This window comes from Streptodolium elevatio, assembly GCF_053592165.1.
In genome coordinates this window covers 1-17,025 of the sequence record NZ_JBSFVE010000034.1, presented here as the reverse complement: position 1 = coordinate 17,025, position 17,025 = coordinate 1, and the positions used below count along the sequence as shown (strand labels likewise).

Here is a 17,025-nt window from a genome sequence, read left to right as displayed (position 1 = left end):
TCACTCAGTCGCTTGTCTGATCCGCGGGGGTGTCGTCGGAGGCCAGGAAAGGCCCGGACTGCGCGTGCCGCCGCGCGGGTTCGCGGCCGGGCGGCTGGCTGAGCCGCTCCAGCGGCACCGGGCGCGGGATCGGGCGGCTGGCCGGCCTGTCCTTCGTGACCACGACCTCCTCCTCGTCGTGCATCAGCTTCAGCGAATCCCCCTCGCGCAGCGAGTACGTCACCTCGGCGCGGGTGATCTCGGTGTGCAGCACCAGCTCGCCGCGCAGGCGCATGGAGAACGCCACCCGGGTCAGCCCGGACGGCAGGCGTGGCCGGAAGACCAGGTGGTCGTCGTGGTCGCGCAGCCCGCCGAAGCCCGCGACCAGCGCCATGCAGGCGCCGGCCAGCGACGCCATGTGCAGGCCGTCGCGCGTGTTGCCGCCCAAGTCGTGCAGGTCCATCAGGGCGGCTTCGGCGAGGTAGTCGTACGCGAGATCCAGGTGGCCCACCTCGGCCGCCATCACCGCCTGCGTGCACGCCGACAGCGACGAGTCCCGGACCGTCAGGCGCTCGTAGTACGCGAAGTTGCGGGCCTTCTCCTCGGCGGTGAACGCGTCGCCGCGCACCTGCATCGCGAGCACCAGGTCCGCCTGCTTCACGACCTGCTTCCGGTACAGGTCGTAGTACGGGTAGTGCAGCAGGAGCGGGTACTTCTCGGCAGGCGTGTTGTCGAAGTCCCACATCTCGTGGTTCGTGAAGCCGTCGGCCTGCGGGTGCACGCCGAGCTTCTCGTCGTACGGGACGTACATCGACGCGGCGGCGTCCCGCCACTGCGCCATCTCCTCGGTGTCCACGCCGAGCGCCGCGGCCTGGTGCAGGTGCCGTGTCGCCGCGTCGGCCGCCGCGCGCAGGTTCGCCTGGGCCATGAGGTTCGTGTAGACGTTGTTGTCCGCGATCGAGCTGTACTCGTCGGGGCCGGTCACGCCGTCGATGCGGAATTGGCCCTCGGCGTCGTGGTGCCCCAGCGAGCGCCACATGCGCGCCGTCTCGACCAGGATCTCCATGCCGTAGTCCCGCTCGAAGCCCGTGTCGCCGGTGGCCCGCACATAGCGCTCGACCGCCCTGGCGATGTCCGCGCCGATGTGGAACGCGGCCGTGCCGGCGGGCCAGTAGCCCGAGCACTCCTCGCCGCGGATCGTCCGCCATGGGAACACCGCGCCCGCCAGGCCGAGTTGCGCGGCCCGCTCGCGGGCCAGCGGCAGCGTCGAGTGCCGCCAGCGCAGGGCCTGGGCCACCGCGTTCGGCAGACAGTACGTGAGCACGGGCAGGACGAACGTCTCGGTGTCCCAGAAGCAGTGCCCGTCGTACCCGGGGCCGGTCAGCCCCTTGGCCGGGATCGCCCGCTCCTCCGTGCGCGCACCCGCCTGGAGCACGTGGAACAGCGCGAACCGCACCGCCTGCTGCAACTCGATGTCGCCGTCGACCTCGATGTCCGACCGCTTCCAGAAGTCCGAGAGGTAGTCCTTCTGCTCGGCGACCAGGCCGTCCCATCCGGTGTAGCGGGCCGCAGTCAGGGCCGCGGCGACCTGGTCGCGGACGGCCGGCAGCGAGCGGGCGGCGGACCAGCCGTACGCCAGGAACTTGACGATCCGCAGCTTCTGACCCTGCTTGAGGACCGTCGTGACGCTGTAGCGCGCCTGGTCCTCCTCGGTCTCCGTCTCGGTCTGGTGCGGCCCCTCGCACTCGACGATGTGGTCCATCGTCGCGGCGACGCGCAGGCCGCTGAATCGGGTCTGGTGCACCAGCACCGCCTTGCCGCCCTGGTGCGAGTGCTGCTCGGCGACGAGCGGCGCCTCCAGGACGGCGGCCGCGCGCGGGTCGCCGTTGGCGGACGGCAGCTGCTCGTTGGCGACCAGTTCGGACTGCACCACGATGCGGGCGGGCCCGTCCATCGGCTCGACCTCGTAGGCGATCGCCGCGACGGCCCGCTGCGTGAGCGAGACCAGGCGGGTCGAGGTGACGCGCACGGTACGCCCGGCGGGGGAGGTCCATACCGCCCGGCGCTTGAGCAGCCCGTCGCGGAAGTCCAGGCGCCGCTGGTGCTCCTTGAGGTCGCCGTAGCGCAGGTCGAACGGCTCGTCGTCGACCAGCAGTCGGATGATCTTGCCGTTGGTGATGTTGATGACGCTCTGCCCGGACTCCGGCTGGCCGTAGGCCGTTTCGGCGTACGGCAGCGGGCGCAGCTCGAACACCCCGTTGAGATAGGTGCCCGGCAGCCCGTGCGGCTCCCCCTCGTCGAGGTTCGCCCGCATGCCCACGTGTCCGTTGGACAGCGCGAAGACCGACTCCGCCCGAGCCAGGACGTCGAGGTCGAGGGACTGCTCGGTGAGCCCCCAGGGCTCGATGGTGTACGCGTCGTGCGCCGTCATGCCGTGTCTCGCTCCTCGTGCGCTCGGTCCGGCCCGGCCGCCGCCGACTCGTCCATCAGCTGCGCCAGATCGGTGACGACCTGGTCTGCGCCGTGCCGCAGCAGGGCCTCCGTCTGACCGACCCTGTCCACGCCGACAACGCACCCGAAGCCTCCGGCGTGCCCGGCGGCGACGCCGGCGAGGGCGTCTTCGAACACCGCGGCGCTCTCCGGCGGGTACCCGAGCTTGCGCGCTGCGGCCACGAAGGTGTCGGGGGCGGGCTTGCCCGGCAGGCCCTCGTCGTGCGCCACGATGCCGTCCACGATCACCTCGAACAGGCCGTCGTACCCGGCCACGTGCAGGACGTCGCGGCAGTTGGCGCTGGAGGAGACGACCGCGCGGGGCACGTCGAGTTCGGCGAGCTTGCGGACGTACGCGAGGGAGCCCTCGTACGCGTCGACGCCCTGCTCCTTGATCATCCGCAGCACGGTCAGGTTCTTGAGGTTGCTCAGGCCCTGCACCGAGCGGCTGCCGGGGGCGTCGTCCGGGTCGCCCTCGGGCAGGTCGATCCCGCGGGACTCCAGGAACGCGCGCGTGCCGTCGAGGCGCGGTCTGCCGTCGACGTACGTGTCGTAGTCCGCGCCGGCGTCGAACGGCACGAAGGGCTTCCCGTCGCGGTCCGCCTCCTCGCGCAGGAAGGAATCGAACATGTCCTTCCAGGCGGCGGCGTGCACCTTCGCCGTCTGCGTCAGCACGCCGTCGAGGTCGAACAGAAACGCGTGAATGGATTCCGGCAGTCCCAGCATGCGCCCACTTCTACCCGTCTCCGTGGCGATCATCCCCGTTCCGGATCATCTCGGCGGCTTCGGGATACCCGCTACGTTGGTCCCCTGCCTCGGGGAAGGGGATGGTCGGCATGGCGGTCGTGGAGGTCACACTGTCGCTTCCGGGCGATCTTGTGGCCGCGGTGGGCGAGGCGTCCGGCGGGGACATCTCCGCCTATGTCGTGAAAGCGCTGCGCTCGGCGCTCCTGATGGACGCGATGCGCGAGGTCGCCGACGCGGGGCATCCCGCTCCTCCGCCGGACGACGTGCTGCACGCGGCCGAGACGGATCTGCGATGAGGCGGGGGCAGGTCTGGCGGATTCCCACCGTCGGCCGGGAACGCACCGTGCTGGTCGTGGGGGCCGACGAGGTCACCGCGCTGTACGGCCAGGCGCTGTGCGTCGTGGTGCACGAACCGGGGGCCTTCCCGGAGTCGCTCGTCACCGTGCCGCTCACGGAGCCTGTGCAGGGCGTCGTGGGGGTGCCGGACGTCGCGGGCTTCCGGCAGGCGCGATTCGACCACGGCAAGCTGCTCGGACGGGTGGACACGGACACGATGGAGCGCGTCGAGATCGCGCTGCGGGCGATCCTGGAGCTGTGAGCCCGCGGAGCCCGCGGAGCCCGAGGGCCCGCGGAGCCCGAGGGACCTGCGGAGCCCGGGAGTTCGGGGGCGCTTGCGGGCGCGACGGGGACGTCAAACCGCGGGTGCGGCCGCCACGACCGTGAGCAGGTGGCGTACCGCCTCGGCCATGGCCTCGCGCGCCTCGGTCAGGTACGGGCGCGGGTCGGTCCGCCCGGCGTGCCGCGCCAAGTGGCCGCGTATCGCGCCGCTGTAGGCGATGTTGAGGGCCGTGCCTATGTTGACCTTCGTCATGCCGTGCGCCGTCGCGGCCCGCAGTTCATCGTCCGGCACCCCCGACGACCCGTGCAGCACCAGTGGTACGCCGACCGCCGCCCGCAGCTCCGCGATCAGCCCGTGGTCGAGCCGGGCGGTGCGCGTCGTCATCGCGTGGCTGCTGCCCACCGCCACGGCGAGGGCGTCGACGCCGGTCGCGGCGATGTAGGCGGCGGCTTCATCCGGTCGGGTGCGTGCGCCGGGCGCGTGCGCGTCGAGCGCCGGTTCACCCGCTTTGCCGCCCACTTCGCCGAGTTCCGCTTCGAGCCACAGGCCGCGGGCGCGGGCCCAGTCGGCGGCCGCGCGGGTGGCCGCGAGGTTGTCGGCGTACGGCAGCTTGGACGCGTCGAACATCACCGAGCTGACCGCCGTCCCCTCGACCGCGTGCAGCAGAGCCTCGGACACCACGTGGTCCAGGTGCAGTCCGACCGGGACCGCGGCCTCCTCGGCCAGCGCGGCGCAGCCCGCCGCGAGGGGCCGCAGCCGCCCGCCGTGGAACCGCACGGCGTTCTCGCTGACCGCGAGGATCACCGGCAGTCCGGCCGCCTCCGCGCCCGCGACGACGGCCTCGGCGTGCTCCAGGGTGATCGCGTTGAACGCGCCCGCGCCGCGTCCGTCCCGGCGGGCCGACGCGACGATGTCACCGGTGGGGGTGAGTGGCATGCGCGGTGTCTCCGATCGTCCGGTCCGGGGGCGGTTCGACGGCCCCGACGATGACGTGCGCGCGGGCCGTGACGTAGGTCGTGCGGTCGATGTCGCCGGCTTCCGGCGACGCCACGGCCGACGCGGACCATGCGACCGCCTCGGCGAGCCGGTCGGGCCACGGACGTCCGCCCAGGAGGCCGGTGATCAGTGCCGCCACGCCGGCGTCGCCGGCTCCCGTCGGGTTGCCGGTGATGGCGTACGGCAGCCGGGCCCGCCACCAGCCTCCTCCGGTCGCGGCGAGCAGGCCCTGCGGGCCGAGGGAGGCCACGACGGCGTCGCCGCCCGCCTCGCGCAGCCGGGCGGCCAGTGCGGCCACCGCGCGCGGCGGGTCGGATTCGTCGGTGGCTTCCCGCAGTTCGTCGGCGTTGGGCTTCACGATGTCGGGCCCCGCCGCGACACCCGCGTGGAAGGCCGGACCGGAGGTGTCGAGCAGTACCGGGACGCCCGCGTCACGGGCCAGGGCTATCAGGGCGGCGTACGTGTCGTCGGGCAGGCCGGGCGGGAGGCTCCCGCACAGGGCGACGGCCCGTGCGCCGGGGAGGAGTTCGCGGTAGGTGCGGACGACGCCCGCCCATTCGTCCGCGGTCACCCGAGGGCCCGCCTCGTTGAACACCGTCGCCTCGCCGGCCGCGTCCACGACGGTCGTGGTGCGCCGGGTCTCGCCGGCCACGCCGACGGCGGCGTCCCGCAGCCCGGCCGAGGCCAGGCCCTCACGGACCGCGTCGCCGGTGCGCCCGCCGAGCGGGCCGAGCACGGTCGCGGATATGCCGAGCGCGGCCAGCACCCGCGCCACGTTGACGCCCTTGCCGCCGGCGCGCGCCGCGACCCGGCCGACCCGGTTGCTGCCGTTCCAGACCACTTCGTCGAGGTGGTAGGTGACGTCGAGTGCCGGATTGGGCGTGACGGTGAGGATCATCGCGCCGTCACGCACCCGGCTGTCCGGGCCCGCCCGCCGGAGCGTCGCCCACCCAACTGCCGCCCCACAGCACGCCGGTGACGCGCAGGTCGGCGTCGAGCACCACGAGGTCGGCCCGCTTGCCCACCTCGACGGACCCGGTGCGGTCGGCAAGTCCGAGGGCACGCGCGGGGGTCGTGGACAGCGCGCGTACGGCGTCGGTCATCGGCAGGCGGTTCTCGCGTACCGCGGTACGCAGCGCGCGGTCCAGGGTCAGCGTGCTCCCGGCGATCGAGTCGCCGTCCACCAGGCGCGCTATCCCGCCCTCGACGCGGGTCGTCATCGGGCCGAGCGGGTACGTGCCGTCCGGCATCCCCGCCGCGCTCATCGCGTCGGTGATGAACGCGACGCGCGACGAACCGGCCGCCTGGAAGGCCAGGTTGACGATACCGGGATGCAGGTGCACGCCGTCGTTGATCAGTTCCACGACGACGTCGCTGTCCTGGAGCAGGGCGGTGACCGGGCCCGGTTCGCGGTGGTGCACGCTCCGCATCGCGTTGAACAGGTGCGTGGCGACCGACGCCCCGGCGGCGAGCGCGGCCAGCGTCTCGCGGTGCGTGCCGTCGGTGTGCCCGACCGCCGCGAGCACACCCGCGTCCACGAGTCGGCGCACCAGGTCCACGCCGCCGTCGAGTTCGGGGGCGAGGGTCAGCATGCGGACGGTGCCGCGCCCGGCCTTGAGCAGGGCGTCGACCTCGGCCCGGTCGGGGTCGCGCAGCAACTCCGGGTCGTGTGCCCCGCAGCGCGCCCGGCTGAGATACGGGCCCTCCAGGTGCAGGCCGGCCAGCACACCGTCCTCCACCAGCCCCGCCAACTGCGACACCGCGCGCATCAGTTCGTCGTGCGGCGCGGTCACCAGCGACGCCATCGTGGTGGTGGTGCCGTGCGCGCGGTGGAAGGCCGCGACGCGCAGGGCCTGTTCGGGGTCGCCCGACATGTACGACGCGCCGCTGCCGCCGTGCACGTGCATGTCGACGAAGCCGGGGACCAGCCAGTGCCCGGTGAGGTCGACCGCGTCGTCCGGGACGTGGCCGGGGCGTTCGGCGTCCGCGGCGGGCGGCGTACCGACAGCGGTGATCACCCCGTCGGCGAAGGCGACCTCGCCCCGGTCGAGGATGCCGTCGGGAAGCACGACCCGGGCGCCGGTCAGCCGGGTCACGCGCGTCACCGGGCCACCCCGACGGCGTCCCAGGCCAGCAGCGCCGCACCGTGGCATCCCGCGTCGTCGCCGAGCGCGGCGGCCTCGATGCGTGGGACGTGCTGCACGGTCGCGCGTTCGACCATCGCCGCGCGCAGCGGCGCGATCAGGGTCTCGCCGGCCCGGGACAGGCCGCCGCCGATCACGATCAGGCGGGTGTCGAGCAGGGCCAGGGCGATGAGCAGGCCGTCGGCGAGCACCGCGACGGCCTCGTGCCACACCTGGGCCGCGACCGGGTCGCCCGCGCCGACGCGGGCCACCACCTCGGCGGCGGTGGCGTGCGCGCCCGGTACCGCCTCGGCATAGCGGCGGGCCACGGCCGGGCCGGACATCTCCGCCTCCAGGCAGCCGCGCGCGCCGCAGCCGCAGGGCGCGCCGCCGGGGCGGACCACGATGTGGCCGATCTCGCCGGCGCGGCCCTGGGCGCCCGCGTAGGGCTTGCCGTCGACGACGAAGGCCCCGGCGACTCCCGTGCCGAGCGGCAGGAACAGGAAGTTGTCGCTGCCGCGCGCCGCGCCGATGCGGCCTTCCGCGAGGCCGCCCGCGCGTACGTCGTGGTCGAACGCCACCGGCAGGCCCAGGCGTTCGGCGACCAGTGCGCGCAACGGCAGGTCGCGCCAGCGCAGGTTGGCCGACCAAACCGCGACGCCGGACCGCGCGTCGACGATGCCGGGGACCACGACGCCCGCGGCCCGCGGGGCCAGGCCGAGCCGTACGGCCGTCGCGCGCAGGTCGTCGGCGAATCCGACGATGCGCCCGGTGACGGCTTCGGCGCCGCCCTCGCGTCCGGTCGGGCGGCGTTCGGTGTGCAGGAAGGCGCCGTCGGCGCCGACCAGGCCGCCCTTGATGACGGTGCCGCCGACGTCGAGGGCGACGACACACGCGGGCGCCGGCCCGGCGCCGCCGTCCGGTACCGGACCGTGCGGCGGCGCGGGGTCCTGCGCCAGTTGCACCTGCTCGCCTTGCGGATTCACGTTCTACTCCTGCTCAAGCACGACCGACCGCGTCAGGTGGCGCGGGTGGTCCGGGTCGAGGCCGCGGGCGTACGCGACGGCCGCCGCGAGGCGCTGTACGCGCACGAGTTCGGCCATCGGGTCGGCGCTTGTGGCGACCAGTCGTCCGCCGGTGGCCGCGACGTCGTCGGTCAGGCCGTCGGGGACCGGGCCGAGCACCCACGTCACCCGACCGGGGGCCGCGATGCTGATGGGCCCGTGCCGATACTCCATGGCCGGGTAGCTCTCCGTCCACGCACCGGCGGCCTCGCGCATCTTGAGCGCGGCCTCGGCGGCGAGCCCGACCGTCCAGCCGGTGCCCAGGAAGGTGAACTGCTCGGCGGCGACCAGCGGTTCGGGCAGCGGGTCGACGGCGGCCAGGGCGGCGTCGCGGATCACGGTGTCGAGGTCCTCGCCGAGGTGCGCGCGCAGCATGGCGAGGGTCGTGGTGGCGAAGCGGGTCTGGACGACGGAGGTCTCGTCCGCGAAGTCGAGCATCACGGTCTCGTCGGCGGCGGCGACCACGGGGCTGCCGGGGGTGCCGGTGACGGCGGTGCACGCGACGGTGCCGCGCAGGGCGGCGAGCAGGCCGAGCACCTCGGTGGTGGTGCCGGAGCGGGTCAGGGCGAGCACCCGGTCGTACGCGCGCCCGGCCGGGAACTCGGAGGCGGCGAACGCGTCCGTCCAGCCGTGGCCCGCCTGCTCGCGGAGTGCGGCGTACGCCTGGGCGACGAACCACGAGGTGCCGCAGCCGACGACCGCGACGCGTTCGCCGGGACGGGGGAGCCCCGCGACGGGGTCCTGCTTGTCGGTGGCGAGTGCCGCCGCGCGTGCCCACAGCTCCGGTTGGGACGCGATCTCGGTGAGCGTGTGTCCCGCACCGACGGCGGGGCCGTCCGTGCCGTGGCTCGGCGTCATGGGCGCTGCCTCCCGGGGGCGGATCGAGCCCCGTGGTGCTCGAATGTGCTCATTGAATAGCAGTTGAAAGCATAAAACTGCAAGAACGCCATACAGTGTGCTGTACGGAGGGCGTAGGTCGGCGGGCCCGCCGTGCCCACCGCGCGGCGCACGCGGGAGGATGAGTCCCGACACTGGGAGGTCTTGGGTGAGCCGGTACGAGCGGTGGGGCGCGCTCCTGGAGCTGCTGGCCAAGGAGGGGCGCCTGGAGGTCGAGGAGGCCGCCGACGCGCTCGACGTCTCCGCCGCGACCATCCGGCGCGACCTCGACCAACTCGCGCAGCAGCAGATGCTCACGCGCACTCGCGGCGGGGCGGTGGCGCACTCGGTCTCCTACGACCTCCCGCTGCGCTACAAGACCGCCCGGCGCGCGCCCGAGAAGCAGCGCATCGCGGTGGCCGCGGCCGGGCTCGTCCAGCCGGGCCAGACGGTCGGCCTCAACGGCGGCACGACGATGACCGAGGTGGCCAGGGCCCTGGTGACGCGCGCCGACCTGCACGCCGACGGCGACGCGACGTCGCTGACCGTGGTGACGAACGCGCTGAACATCGCGGGGGAGTTGGCGGTGCGCAGGCACGTCAAGATCGTGGTGACCGGCGGGGTGGCCCGGCCCCAGTCGTACGAGCTGATCGGGCCGCTGGCCACCGGCATCCTGCGCGAGGTGGCCTTGGACGTCGCGATGCTCGGGGTGGACGCGGTCGACGTCGAGCACGGCGCGAGCGCCCACCACGAGGGCGAGGCGAGCATCAACCAGCTCATGGCGGCCGGCGCGGAGCGGGTCATCGTGGCGGCGGACTCGTCGAAGCTGGGCCGCCGGGCGTTCGCCCGCATCTGCCCGGTGGACGCGATCGACATCCTCGTCACCGACGCCGCGGCGCCGGACGCGGTGGTGGACCGCTTCACCGAGGCCGGCGTACGCGTCGTCCGCGTCTGACCCGGTTTCGGGGCGTCCTCCCGGCTCTTCCGGGTGACGGCATCACTTAATCGTTATCGATCGACAACTCGCGGGTTTGTCGGATTACTTCGCGAAGGTCGGCAATTGTCGTGCGCTTTTTCCCCGTGCTGAAACGTGTCTCCTCGGGAAGCGCGGAATTGGTGTAGACCTTTTGCCGTCGGGGGTGTTGACTGCATACCAGCGGAGTCCCAAGATGCTCGTCACTGCTTGAAAGTTTGTGGGACAGGCAGTTTGCGAACACATATGAGCAAGGGCAAGCAGGCGGCTCCGCTTGTGCCGGAGCCGACGGCGACCAGTCGTGATCTCCGGTGAAAAGGTGGTTTCAGGGTGAAGCGTCACCTGATGGCAGCGGCTGCAATTGGACTCTCCGCGTCGTTGATGCTGACCGCGTGCGGTTCCGACGACGACAAGGACGACTCGTCCGACAACGGCGCCCAGGGCGGCTCGGGCGCGCCGAAGGACGCCACGCTCAAGCTGGCCGTCGCCGACTACGGCTCGGGTGACGGCAGCACCAAGGCGTACTGGGACGGCGTGATCAAGAACTTCAACGCCAAATACCCCGGGATCAAGGTCGACCTCGAAGTCATCAGCTGGGATGACATCGACAAGAAGGTCGCCACGATGATCCAGAACAAGCAGCTCCCGGACATCCTGCAGACCGGCGGTTATGCCGACAAGGTCGCCGACGACCTTCTCTACCCGGTCAAGGACGTCATGTCGGACGCCACCCGCGCCGACCTCATCGAGTCCTTCCTGCCCTCGTCGTCGGTCGGCGGCGAGCAGTTCGGCATTCCGTTCACGTCGAGCGCGCGGCAGATGTTCTACAACAAGGACCTGTTCGCCAAGGCCGGTATTGCCGAGCCGCCCAAGACCTGGGACGAGCTGAAGGCCGCGGCCGAGAAGCTCAAGGCCGCGGGCGTGGCCACGCCGTACGGCCTGCCGATGGGCTCGGAGGAACCGCAGGGCGAGTTCATGAACTGGTTCCTCGGCAACGGCGGCGCGTACAAGACCGGCGACAAGTACACGATCAACAGCCAGGCCAACGTCGACACGCTCAACTGGATCAACGACAACCTCGTCAAGCCCGGCCTGACCGAGCCCAACCCCGGCACCAAGAAGCGCGCCGAGATCTGGACCGACTTCTACGGCGGCAGCGCCGGCATGGTCAACGGCCACCCGACGATGCTTCCGCAGCTCAAGAACAAGTACCCGAACATCAACTTCGGCACGGCGCCGATCCCCGGCAAGTCCGGGCCGCTCACCGAGACGCTGGGCGTCGCGGACTACGTGATGGCGTTCAAGCAGAACGGCCACAAGGACCAGATCAAGGCGTTCCTCGATGTCGCGTACAACACCGAGAACCAGCTGAAGTTCCAGCAGGACAACTCGTTCGTCCCGGTGACCAAGTCGGTCATGACCAAGATGGCCGCGGACCCGGCGAACGAGAAGCTCAAGCCCTTCATCGAGATGATGCCGAACGCCAAGTTCTACCCGGTCAACGACACCGCGTGGGACGTCATCTCGCCGAAGATCAAGACCGAGCTGGGGGCCGCGGTCGGCGGCAAGTCGCCCAAGGAGGTCCTCGACCAGCTCCAGAAGGCGGCCGAGGAAGCGGTCAAGATGCAGCAGTGACGACCGCGGCCGGGCGGCCTCCGGGAACGGAGCCGCCCGGCCCGCCGCGACACCGCCCGGGGCGGCCGCCGCCGCCCCGACTCCCGCCAGGCCCGACCGGTGCCGTCCGGACGTCCACCCGCGTCCGGGCGGCACCCGCCGGCGCCCGAACGACCCCTCGCGAGAGGGAGGAGCGAAATCGTGCGCGCGTCACCATCGCCGGCCCCCTCGCCGGAGAGCCCGACACCGACGGGTCCGACGTCGGGGAGCCCGACGTCGGGAAGCCACACACCGGACCGTCCGTCGCCGGGCGGACCGCCCGTCGGGGGGCCGCCCAAGGGGCGAACCGCGAAAGGCGGTTCGCCGAAGGGCCGGCGCGGCCGCAGTCCCTGGCGGCGCTTCGAGCCGCTGCTGTGGCTCGGCCCGGCCATCCTGCTGATCGCCCTCGTCGTGCTGTGGCCGGTCGTCGAGATGGTGCGCAGCTCGTTCCTGCGCATCCGCAGAACCGGCGTCGTGAAGGGCTCCAACGGCTTCGACAACTACCAGAAGCTGTTCGACGAACCCGACTTCGGGCACGTCCTGCGCAACACGCTGGTGTGGGTCGTCTTCGTCGTGGCCATCACGCTGGTGCTCTCGCTGGGCCTCGCGCAGCTCTTCAACCAGCAGTTCCCAGGCCGCCGGGCGGCCCGCTGGGCGCTCATCATCCCCTGGGCCGCGTCGGTGTTCATGACCGCCGTGGTGTTCCGCTGGATGCTGCACCACAGCCGGGGCGTCATCAACACGCTGCTGGTCGACCTGCACGTCATCGACAAGGGCGAGGACTGGCTCGGCAAACCGGAGACCGCGTTCCCCTGGATGATCGCGGTCGCGGTGTTCGTGTCGCTGCCGTTCACCACGTACACGCTGCTCGCCGGACTGCAGACGATCCCCGCCGACGTGTACGAGGCGGCCCGCATGGACGGCGCGTCCAAGTGGCGCACCTACCTCAGCGTGACCCTGCCGCTGCTGCGCCCCGCGATCCTCGTCGCCGTCGTCATCAACCTCATCAACGTCTTCAACTCGTTCCCCATCATCTGGGCGATGACCGGCGGCGGACCGGGCTACCAGACGGACACCACGACGACGTTCATGTACAAGCTCAAGTCCACCGACATCGGCGAGAGCGCGGCGATGTCCGTCGTGAACTTCGGGCTGATCATCGTGCTCGTGCTGGTCTACCTGCGGGTGAGCCGGTGGAACAAGGAGACGGACTGACATGGCCGACCCGACCGCCGAGACGGTGGCAGACAAGGTGGCCGACGCCGGGAGCCGGGCCACGGCCGCGGACGCGACCGGCGGCGCGACGGGAGGCGGTGCGGGCGCCCTGGCCCTGCCCGCGCCGCGCCGCCGCCCCACCGGCACCGGGCGCAAGCTCGCGATCGGCGCGACCGCGTGGGTCGTCGCCATCCTGTTCGTGCTGCCGTACCTGGAAATGTTCGTCACCGCGCTGCGGCCCGCCGACCAGCTGACCGAGGACAGCTACCTGCCCTCGGAGTTCCAGTGGTCGAACTTCGTCGACGTATGGAAGGACTCGACGCTCGGCGACAACCTCAAGGTCTCGCTGATCGTGTGCGCGCTGTCGACCCTGCTGGTCGTCGTCGTCGCGCTGCCCGCGGCGTACTACACCGCGCGGCGCCGCTTCCGGGGCCGCGGGCTGTTCCTCCTGCTCGTACTGGTCACCCAGATGTTCCAGCCGACATCGCTGCTGGTCGGCCTGTACCGGGAGTTCTTCATCTTCGACCTGCTCGACTCCATGTGGGCGCTGGTCCTGGTGAACGGCGCGTTCAACCTCGCGTTCTCGGTGTGGATCCTGACCGCGTACTTCAGCTCGATCCCGGTCGAGCTGGAGGAGGCCGCGATGATCGACGGCGCGTCGCGGCTCGGCGCGCTGCGCCGCGTCACGCTGCCGCTGGCGATGCCGGGGATCGTGACCGCGGTGATCTTCACCTTCATCGCGGCGTGGAGCGAGTTCGTGGTCGCGCTGACCCTCATCACGACCCCGGAGAAGCAGCCGCTGACGGTCGGCATCAACAACTTCCTCGGCGTCTACGAGGTGCAGTGGCAGTACCTGTTCGCCGGGTCGGTGATCGCGATCGTGCCGGTGGTGGTGCTGTTCGCCTTCATCGAGAAGCACGTGGTGTCGGGCCTGACCGCGGGTTCGATCAAGTAGCCCGCCCGACTGCCCGCCCGACGAGGACTCCGATCCCGGGACCGAAAAGGCCGGGCAGGGCGCGCCCCCGAAGCGCCCTGCCCGGCCTTTTCCCGCTGTGCTGACGGCCGTGTTCGCCGACGGCCCGGGCGCCGACCCGCCGGGTCCGCGGCCGGGTCTCGTTTCAGTACTGGATGACGTACGCCTTGCGCAGCGTCTCGTGGACGGTCCAGCGGGTCTTCGCGCCCTCTTCCAGGACGCACGCGTCGCCGGGGCCGACCTCGACCGTCTCGCCGCCCTCGACCTCGATGGTGGCGCGACCGCTGACCACCACGAACATCTCGTTGGCCTCGGTGTCGGTCACCACGCCGGGCGTGATCTGCCACAGACCGCGGATGATCTTCCCGTCCTCGGACTCCCACAGCACCTTGCCGGAGACCTCGGGCGAACCGGAGACGATCTGCGACGGGTCGAGCGGGTCCGGTTCGAGCTCGGCGTCGGGGATGTGAACGGCAAAAGTCGACATGGGCGGAGCTTAGTGCCCGAATGGTCCGGCTCCGCCCACCGGGGAGGGGGCTCGACGGGAGGTCGGCGGGGGTGCGGTTCGGGTCAGGGGCGGGCGCGCCGGCGGAGCGTACCGTGCCCGGCGGCCCAGTCGGGTGAATCGGGTGGTTTTCCGGCCCGGGCCGTGGTGGCGGTGCAGGGTGACGTCGGTGGCGGCGGGCACAATGACGGGCACGGGCCGAGAGCCCGCGCAGGACGCACGGCGACGGAGGAGCGGGCGAGGCGATGAGCGACCGGGACACGGACAGGTACGAGGCGACCGCGCGGATACCCGGACTCGACGACCTCGCGGTCCTCCCGCAGCAGGCCCCCGAGTCCGACCATGCGCAGGTCACCGGCACCGGCACGAACACCCCTGGTGCGAACGGACCCGGCGCCGACGGGGAGGGCGGCCTCACGGCGCGCGACGTCGAGATCCTCGACTTCGAGCGCCAGTGGTGGCGGCACGCCGGGGCCAAGGAGCGGGCGGTACGCGACCGTTTCGGCTGCTCGCCGACCCGGTACTACCAGGCGCTGAACGCCCTGCTGGACCGCCCCGAGGCGCTGGAGCACGACCCGATGCTGGTCCAGCGCCTGCGTAGGCTGCGCGCCGCACGCCAGACGGCCAGGTCCGCGACGACGGTCCGGCGACACCGGCCCTGAGGGCAGGTACGTCGGCCCGTCGCGGCCGAGTCCGTCATGGAGCCGACCGAACGGAGTTCCGTGACGGGCCAGGCCGGGGGCGTTCCGCGGGTCGCCCCCGGACTGCCCTCCCGGAACCCACCTCTGACCCCGCCCCTTGTTCAGGTAGGGGGCCAACGAAAGCCCTTATTACCACCGCGTGTTCGCACCAGCCTGCGATTTCGGCGGCCGCCGAGCCGTCGGCCGGCGAGCCTGCGGCCTACTGACGGACCGGGCGGTGGCCCGCGTCCGAACATCTGTGTCCGCCTGCCTGCCCGCGATGCCGTCGCTGTCCCGCCCGTCCCTGGACCGCCGGAGTGAACGCCGATGTCCCTCAGCCGTTTCCGCCGCCCGCGACACCCCCGTGATCTCACCGACACCGGCGACACCTTCGAGGGCTTCGGCCGCGGCCCCGGCGTGTGGCGGCGGCCCGACCACCTCGACGAACCGGACGCCGACGCGGTCCTGGACCCGCTGGACCGCCTCGGTGCGGCCGGCTCGTCGGCCGTCGCCGTGGTGGCGGTCGCCGCCCTGGTCGGCGGGCTCGTCGCGGGGTTCGGCCATTCGACCGGCGGCGGTACGGCCGCCGCGCCGGCGGAGCCGATCGCCCCGCACGCCGTTCCCGCGGCGGCCGCCGCCCCGGCGGTCCCGGCCCCGGCCGGAGCGCCGCCGCCGGCACCCGACGCGCCACGCGGGCTCGGCGATGTGGTGGTGCTCGACCAGGCGCGTACGCCCGCCGCGGCCCGCGCCCTGACCGCGAAACTGACCGCCGCGGGCTGGCGGGTCACCGGAACCGGCGCCTGGCACGGGCGTGTTCCGGCGACGACCGTGTACCACCCGGCCGGGCAGGAGGCCGCGGCGAAGCGGCTCGCCGCGGCGTTCCCCGAGGTACGCCGGATCAAGCCGACGTTCCAGGGCATCTCGCAGGCCCGCCTCGTGGTGATCGTGGTCGACGCGCCGAACGCGCCGCTGGTCCGGAAGGTGTTGGGCACCGAGACACCCCGGGCCCCGGCCGGCGTGCCACCCCGCTGACGGCCTGCGCCACGGGCAGCCCGCCCCACGGACACGCCGCTCCGCGCCGTCGCCCGCCTCGCCCCCGCCGAGCCCGGCGCGCGGCGGGACGTGCCGGATCCGGGAGGTCCGGCCGTCCCCGGGTAGGTTGGAGGCCATGGAGCTGCCGCACCCGACGACGCCCGCAGGCAAGGCCGGACTCTCGGCCCTTCTGGACGACCCGGCCCGGGGGGTGGTGGCCCTCGACTTCGACGGCACCCTCGCCCCGATCGTCGACGACCCGCGCGACGCCCGCGCGGACGCCGACGCGGTCGCCGCGCTCGCCCGGCTCGCCCCGCACCTGGCGGCGGCCGTCGTGATCACCGGTCGGCCCGCCGCGGTGGCCGTCGAGTACGGGGGCTTCGCCGACGTACCCGGCCTGGACGGCCTCGTCGTGCTCGGCCACTACGGGCTGGAGCGCTGGGATGCGGCCACCGGGCGGGTCACCGCGCCCGACGTACCCGCGGGCGTCGACGCGGTACGCCGTCAACTACCGGTCTTCCTCGACTCCTTGGGCCTGGCCGACGTCACCTGGTCGGAGGACAAGGGCAGCGCGGTGGCGGTGCACACGCGTCGCGCGCCGGACCCGCAGGCCGCGTTCGACGCCCTCCGCGCACCGCTCGCCGAGCTTGCGGACGCGAATGGCCTGGCCGTCGAACCTGGGCGCTACGTCCTGGAGTTGCGTCCGCCGGGCATGGACAAGGGACGGGCGCTGACCGCCTTCGCCGCCGAATGCTCGGCCGGGAGCGTGCTGTTCGCCGGCGACGACCTCGGCGACCTCGCGGCCTTCGACGCCGTGGAGCGAATGCGCGGTGAGGGAATCGCGGGCCTCACGGTGTGCAGCGCCTCCACCGAGGTGCACGAATTGGCCGAGCGGGCCGACGTGGTCGTACCGGGCCCGCCCGGCGTGGCCGCGCTACTGGCAGCCCTGGCCGACCGCCTGACCGCCTGACCGACCGTCTGCCCGGCCGGCCGACTGCCCTGGGCAGGCGGCCGCCGCGGGGACAGCGCCCCCAACAGGTGGCGGTACCACAGCAGCGGGGGGAGCGCGGGGGCGGGGGCGGGGGGGCGCGGGGTGGGGT

At 72.7% G+C, this 17,025-nt stretch carries 17 protein-coding genes; 9 read left to right on the top strand and 8 right to left on the bottom strand.

Annotation, left to right across the window (positions count from 1 at the left end):
- Positions 1 to 4: 4 nt before the first annotated feature.
- Together ACWD12_RS37545 and ACWD12_RS37540 are read right to left on the bottom strand one after the other, a co-directional pair.
- On the bottom strand, positions 5 to 2,410 hold the full coding sequence (locus ACWD12_RS37545; protein ID WP_450103364.1) for a glycoside hydrolase family 65 protein: 2,406 nt from the start codon (positions 2,408 to 2,410) through the stop codon (positions 5 to 7).
- On the bottom strand, positions 2,407 to 3,195 hold the full coding sequence (locus tag ACWD12_RS37540) for an HAD-IA family hydrolase (RefSeq protein WP_358362957.1): 789 nt from the start codon (positions 3,193 to 3,195) through the stop codon (positions 2,407 to 2,409). The genes ACWD12_RS37545 and ACWD12_RS37540 overlap by 4 nt, the downstream gene beginning before the upstream one ends.
- Before the next feature lie 110 nt (positions 3,196 to 3,305).
- On the opposite strand from ACWD12_RS37540, the gene ACWD12_RS37535 reads away from it, so the two are divergent.
- Both ACWD12_RS37535 and ACWD12_RS37530 read left to right on the top strand, forming a co-directional pair.
- The gene (locus ACWD12_RS37535; protein WP_358362956.1) at positions 3,306 to 3,512 is read left to right on the top strand and encodes a hypothetical protein; all 207 of its coding nucleotides are present in this window, start codon (positions 3,306 to 3,308) and stop codon (positions 3,510 to 3,512) included.
- Positions 3,509 to 3,814: a type II toxin-antitoxin system PemK/MazF family toxin gene (locus tag ACWD12_RS37530; RefSeq protein ID WP_235053671.1), complete on the top strand. Its 306-nt coding sequence runs from the start codon at positions 3,509 to 3,511 to the stop codon at positions 3,812 to 3,814. Before ACWD12_RS37535 ends, ACWD12_RS37530 begins: the two co-directional genes overlap by 4 nt.
- A gap of 93 nt (positions 3,815 to 3,907) precedes the next feature.
- Here ACWD12_RS37530 and ACWD12_RS37525 read toward each other — a convergent pair whose 3' ends face one another.
- The 5 genes from ACWD12_RS37525 to ACWD12_RS37505 all read right to left on the bottom strand — a co-directional run bounded on the left by ACWD12_RS37525 (position 3,908) and on the right by ACWD12_RS37505 (position 8,876).
- Positions 3,908 to 4,771 carry a class II fructose-bisphosphate aldolase gene (locus ACWD12_RS37525; protein ID WP_450103363.1) on the bottom strand — a complete coding sequence of 288 codons (864 nt, stop codon included), beginning with the start codon at positions 4,769 to 4,771 and terminating at the stop codon, positions 3,908 to 3,910.
- Complete coding sequence (locus tag ACWD12_RS37520; protein WP_450103399.1) at positions 4,749 to 5,729, bottom strand: 1-phosphofructokinase family hexose kinase; 981 nt, start codon at positions 5,727 to 5,729, stop codon at positions 4,749 to 4,751. Before ACWD12_RS37520 ends, ACWD12_RS37525 begins: the two co-directional genes overlap by 23 nt.
- Positions 5,730 to 5,736: 7 nt before the next feature.
- Positions 5,737 to 6,936: an N-acetylglucosamine-6-phosphate deacetylase gene (nagA, locus tag ACWD12_RS37515; RefSeq protein WP_450103362.1), complete on the bottom strand. Its 1,200-nt coding sequence runs from the start codon at positions 6,934 to 6,936 to the stop codon at positions 5,737 to 5,739.
- The gene (locus ACWD12_RS37510) at positions 6,933 to 7,814 is read right to left on the bottom strand and encodes an ROK family protein (RefSeq protein WP_450103398.1); all 882 of its coding nucleotides are present in this window, start codon (positions 7,812 to 7,814) and stop codon (positions 6,933 to 6,935) included. The genes nagA and ACWD12_RS37510 overlap by 4 nt, the downstream gene beginning before the upstream one ends.
- A gap of 129 nt (positions 7,815 to 7,943) precedes the next feature.
- Positions 7,944 to 8,876, bottom strand: a complete 933-nt coding sequence (locus ACWD12_RS37505; RefSeq protein WP_450103361.1) for an SIS domain-containing protein — start codon at positions 8,874 to 8,876, stop codon at positions 7,944 to 7,946.
- Between the two features lie 187 nt (positions 8,877 to 9,063).
- Between ACWD12_RS37505 and ACWD12_RS37500 the strand changes: the two genes are divergently transcribed.
- The 4 genes from ACWD12_RS37500 (at position 9,064) to ACWD12_RS37485 (ending at position 13,690) form a co-directional block, all read left to right on the top strand.
- On the top strand, positions 9,064 to 9,849 hold the full coding sequence (locus tag ACWD12_RS37500) for a DeoR/GlpR family DNA-binding transcription regulator (protein WP_358362947.1): 786 nt from the start codon (positions 9,064 to 9,066) through the stop codon (positions 9,847 to 9,849).
- Between the two features lie 363 nt (positions 9,850 to 10,212).
- On the top strand, positions 10,213 to 11,502 hold the full coding sequence (locus ACWD12_RS37495; protein ID WP_450103360.1) for an extracellular solute-binding protein: 1,290 nt from the start codon (positions 10,213 to 10,215) through the stop codon (positions 11,500 to 11,502).
- A 180-nt stretch (positions 11,503 to 11,682) separates the two neighbouring features.
- Positions 11,683 to 12,735 carry a carbohydrate ABC transporter permease gene (locus tag ACWD12_RS37490; protein WP_450103359.1) on the top strand — a complete coding sequence of 351 codons (1,053 nt, stop codon included), beginning with the start codon at positions 11,683 to 11,685 and terminating at the stop codon, positions 12,733 to 12,735.
- Position 12,736: 1 nt separating this feature from the next.
- The gene (locus ACWD12_RS37485) at positions 12,737 to 13,690 is read left to right on the top strand and encodes a carbohydrate ABC transporter permease (protein WP_450103358.1); all 954 of its coding nucleotides are present in this window, start codon (positions 12,737 to 12,739) and stop codon (positions 13,688 to 13,690) included.
- Between the two features lie 163 nt (positions 13,691 to 13,853).
- Here the strand turns inward: ACWD12_RS37485 and ACWD12_RS37480 are convergent, their stop codons facing one another.
- Entirely contained in the window at positions 13,854 to 14,195 is a 342-nt protein-coding gene (locus ACWD12_RS37480) for a cupin domain-containing protein (protein WP_358362940.1), read from the bottom strand.
- Positions 14,196 to 14,458: 263 nt separating this feature from the next.
- On the opposite strand from ACWD12_RS37480, the gene ACWD12_RS37475 reads away from it, so the two are divergent.
- The 3 genes from ACWD12_RS37475 to otsB all read left to right on the top strand — a co-directional run bounded on the left by ACWD12_RS37475 (position 14,459) and on the right by otsB (position 16,895).
- Positions 14,459 to 14,875, top strand: a complete 417-nt coding sequence (locus ACWD12_RS37475; protein ID WP_450103357.1) for a DUF3263 domain-containing protein — start codon at positions 14,459 to 14,461, stop codon at positions 14,873 to 14,875.
- A gap of 345 nt (positions 14,876 to 15,220) precedes the next feature.
- Positions 15,221 to 15,925, top strand: coding sequence for a LytR C-terminal domain-containing protein (locus ACWD12_RS37470; protein WP_450103355.1), 705 nt, complete (start codon positions 15,221 to 15,223; stop codon positions 15,923 to 15,925).
- A gap of 136 nt (positions 15,926 to 16,061) precedes the next feature.
- Positions 16,062 to 16,895, top strand: a complete 834-nt coding sequence (gene otsB, locus ACWD12_RS37465; RefSeq protein WP_450103354.1) for a trehalose-phosphatase — start codon at positions 16,062 to 16,064, stop codon at positions 16,893 to 16,895.
- Positions 16,896 to 17,025: the final 130 nt, after the last annotated feature.